At 52.4% G+C, this 3,728-nt stretch carries 5 protein-coding genes; all 5 read left to right on the top strand.

What is annotated here, in order from left to right; genetic code table 11:
* A partial coding sequence (locus tag HWQ67_RS14335) for a S49 family peptidase (RefSeq protein WP_218253372.1) occupies positions 1-345 on the top strand: 345 nt, incomplete at its 5' end.
* Between the two features lie 25 nt (positions 346-370).
* Positions 371-649, top strand: a complete 279-nt coding sequence (locus tag HWQ67_RS14330; protein WP_218253371.1) for an HU family DNA-binding protein — start codon at positions 371-373, stop codon at positions 647-649.
* 21 nt (positions 650-670) lie between these two features.
* Positions 671-1,111, top strand: a complete 441-nt coding sequence (locus tag HWQ67_RS14325) for a ubiquinol-cytochrome c reductase iron-sulfur subunit (protein ID WP_218253370.1) — start codon at positions 671-673, stop codon at positions 1,109-1,111.
* A gap of 1 nt (position 1,112) precedes the next feature.
* On the top strand, positions 1,113-1,760 hold the full coding sequence (locus HWQ67_RS14320) for a cytochrome b N-terminal domain-containing protein (protein WP_218253369.1): 648 nt from the start codon (positions 1,113-1,115) through the stop codon (positions 1,758-1,760).
* A 523-nt stretch (positions 1,761-2,283) separates the two neighbouring features.
* A complete protein-coding gene (locus HWQ67_RS14315; RefSeq protein ID WP_218253368.1) occupies positions 2,284-3,555 on the top strand; it encodes an NAD(P)/FAD-dependent oxidoreductase in 1,272 nt (423 codons plus the stop codon).
* Positions 3,556-3,728 lie beyond the last annotated feature (173 nt).

The following is a 3,728-nucleotide window of genomic DNA, read 5'->3' as shown; positions in this document are numbered from 1 at the left end:
AAGGAGGAGCGTGAGATACTCCAGGGCGTACTCGATGACATCCACGGGCAGTTCATAGAGGCGGTGGCGGAGGGCCGAAAGATGCCCTTTGACAGGGTCAGGGGCATTGCCGATGGCCGCATATTTACCGGTAAACAGGCCCTCGAACTCGGCCTCATAGACAAAATCGGTACCCTCCAGGATGCCATCAGAGAGGCCGCCGATATGGTCGGTATCAAAGGGGAACCTCAGGTTGTTACAAAAAAGGATGACTTCTCTCTGAACGAGCTGTTGTCCAACAAGTTCGGAGATCTGTTGCCCGTAAATCGTACATATCTGAGGATCAACTACAGGATGATGCTTTGAATTCCCGCAAGATTGGAGAAACTCAATGACCAAATCAGAGCTGATCACCGTGGTTATGGAAAGATCACCGGGATTAACCAAGACACAAACGGAATTTGTGATAGAGGCATTTTTCCGGTGCATCATGGATGCCCTTGACAGTGGGGACAAGGTTGAAATCCGTGGATTTGGCAACTTTCGCCTCAAAGACAGGGCCCCGCGTAAGGCACGAAACCCAAAAACCGGCGAAATAGTCGAAGTCCCGGCCAAAAAGGTCCTGCACTTCAAAATGGGCAAGGAACTGCGCGAGTTAATCAACGCCTAAGGTCAACCCAACCACCTGCACATGAAACGACGTGACTTCCTCCGGAGGGTTGTAAAGGCCGTCCTTGTTTCAACGGCTCTCATATCCTCGTCTCTTGCGGCGTTGTTCATATACCCTGCCAGGGTAAGACAGAAGGAGATAACCATGTATGAGTGTCTGAGCGAGGAGGAGCTGCCCCGGCGGGGGGTACGGCGTCTGGATATCGAACTCGACGCCAAGGGTCGTCGTGCCGCCGTGTTTATCGTGGCACATGCGGATAAGCGTTTTGCCCTCTCCCCCGTGTGTACGCACCTGGGTTGTCTGGTCACCTTCAGCAGACACAAAAATGCCTTTATCTGTCCCTGTCACGGGGGCAGATATGATGTCGAGGGAAACGTCATCGGAGGGCCGCCTCTTCGGGCGTTGACCCGCCTGCCAATGAGAGTGGACCAGGGGAAGGTCTACATAGGATTAAAGGTTTGACGTGGGCAGGGGCTTTGATTGGATAGATGACAAGTTTCACGTAAAGGCGCCTCATAAGCGTTTCTTGCAGCGACGCATACCGCCCGGCCTTTCCTACCTGTACTGTTTGGGCGGGGCGGCGTTCTGTTTTTATCTGGTATTGTTTGCCACGGGGCTGTTGCTATCCATGTACTACATCCCCTCTGAGACGGAGGCCTATGACAGCATCCTGCACCTGCAGCGGGAGGTCAACCTCGGATGGTTCATACGCTCACTGCACAAGTGGTCGGCCACGTTTCTGATCCTGTGCATCCTGGCGCACACGCTGAGGGTCTTTTACAGCAAGGCCTACAGACCCCCCAGGGAGTTAAACTGGATCGTGGGGACCATGGCGTTGGTGTTGTCCTTTGCCTCCGGCTTCACGGGATACCTGTTGCCCTGGGACCAGAAGGCCTATTGGGCCACAGAAGTTGGTACCTCGATGGCCGGCACGGTTCCGGTGGTTGGTCCGTTTCTGCTAAACCTTGTCCGCGGAGGGGTTGATGTCAGTCAGGCCACGTTGAGCAGGTTTTACAGCATCCATGTCCTGTGGTTGCCTGCGGCAATGTCGGTACTCCTGTGGGCGCACTTCCACATGATCAAGCGACAAGGAATCAAAAGACCCCTTTAAAAAAATATATACTGATCGGATTCGAGTTTTTTCGGGTATCAAAATTGCTTGCATACAAGAAAGAAAGGGGCGGTTTGTGGCAGGGGTATCCCATGCCCTCCGCCCCCCTTCAGAACCCCCCGCAAGGGGAGGGGCGAGGCGCAATCTTGTCGCAGCGGGGGGCGAGCCGCCCCTGGCTCAATTGTCGCACCCGCCCCGGCCACGAAGAAGTCCCCTTGACCCCATTATTTCACACTCAATTATCATGCCTGAAAAAACATGTGTCATTTCAGTATATCAGGATGGTTCAGGCACTGTGGATATTGTATTTAACCCAATCGAAACGTGCTATAAAAACTACCCTGCTTTTTAAAGAGGATACAATATTTATGTGATTATAGGATTAAATATGATTGGGTCAAGTGGACAGGTCTCCTTTTGGGGTGGTCTTGGGAGTATTTATAAAAACATGACAGATGTGATATAATCCAGTCAAAGTGGTTTATAATTGCCGACAGGCATCAAAGGAGATACATAAGGTAAAATGGGCAGTATGAGACCAAGGGTAGTGATCGTGGGTGGTGGGTTTGGCGGGCTGTGGGCGTTACGTACACTCAAGGATGCACCGGTTGATGTGACGCTGATAGACAGAAACAACTACCACACATTCCTGCCTCTGTTGTATCAGGTGGCGGCGGCAGAGCTTGAGCCGGAGGATATAGCCTATCCGCTGAGAACAATCATAAGGAAAATGCCTAACACCAGCTTTGTTATGGCCGATGTCACTGGCATTGATTTTGCCAAGAGACTTGTCATGTGTGAGGGGCTTAACATTGCCTATGACTATCTGATCCTGGCCGTGGGCAGTAAGACACAGTTTTTTGGAACCACAGGGGCAGAGAAGTTTGCTTTTCAGTTAAAAACGCTCGACCATGCAGTAGATATCAGAAATCATATATTGAGCTGCTTTGAGATGGCCTCCGTGGAGACGGATGAGGAGCTAAGACAGCACCTTATGACGTTTGTTATAGTTGGAGGCGGCCCCACGGGAGTGGAGTTTGCCGGGGCCCTTGCCGAGCTGATCAATGGCCCCCTAAAGAAGGATTATCCCCACCTTGACTTGAGCTGTGCACGCGTCATACTCATTGAAGCCGCCAACTCGATACTACTTGGGTTTCCTCAAAAACAGCGACTGTACGCCCTCAACAGGTTACGCTCAATGGGAGTGGTCGTCATGCTGCAAACGATGGTCAGTCATATCACCCGACACACGGTTCATCTCAAGGAAAAGGGTGTAGTGCCAGCAGAGACCGTCCTGTGGACGGCAGGCGTCACGGCTGCCATCAACTCTGACTGGGGATTGCCAACAGGGCGATACGGACGCATTAGCGTCAACCCCACACTCCAACTGGAAGACCACCCCAACGTCTATATCATCGGGGACATGTCCTCTGTTGACGATGGCAGGCCGATGTTGCCCATGACGGCGCCGGTTGCCATCCAGGAGGGTATACATGCCGCCAAAAACATCCTCCTGAGGCTTAACGAGCAGAGTCCGCTGCCATTTACATTTAAGGACGTGGGGGCAATGGTCACGATTGGTCGCAATGCTGCCGTGGTGCGTCTGGGAGAGAGGGTTTTTACGGGTTTTATTGCATGGCTGGTGTGGCTGGTGGTGCATCTGTTGAGTCTCATAGGGTTCAGAAACCGTATGATTGTCACCCTTAACTGGGCGCTGGACTATCTCGTCTCGGACCGGGCGGTCAGGCTTATAATGCCGTTTAAGAATCTCCGGTACAACAAAAAGAAACATTAGCGTATCCTCTTAAAAAAGCATGGTAGTATTAAGATACACTGTTCATATCAAACCAGTCATTTACGGGGTCAAGGGGACTTCTTCGTGGCCGGGGCGGGTGCGACTTTCAGCCAGGGGTTGCCAACCCCCCGCTGCGACAAGATTGCGCCTCGCCCCTCCCCTTGCGGGGGGTT

It is taken from the genome of Candidatus Magnetobacterium casense (genome assembly GCF_019173545.1).
Lineage (GTDB): Bacteria > Nitrospirota > Thermodesulfovibrionia > Thermodesulfovibrionales > Magnetobacteriaceae > Magnetobacterium > Magnetobacterium cryptolimnobacter.
The sequence above is the reverse complement of the archived record's forward strand: the minus strand, read 5'-3'. Positions and strand labels throughout refer to the sequence as shown.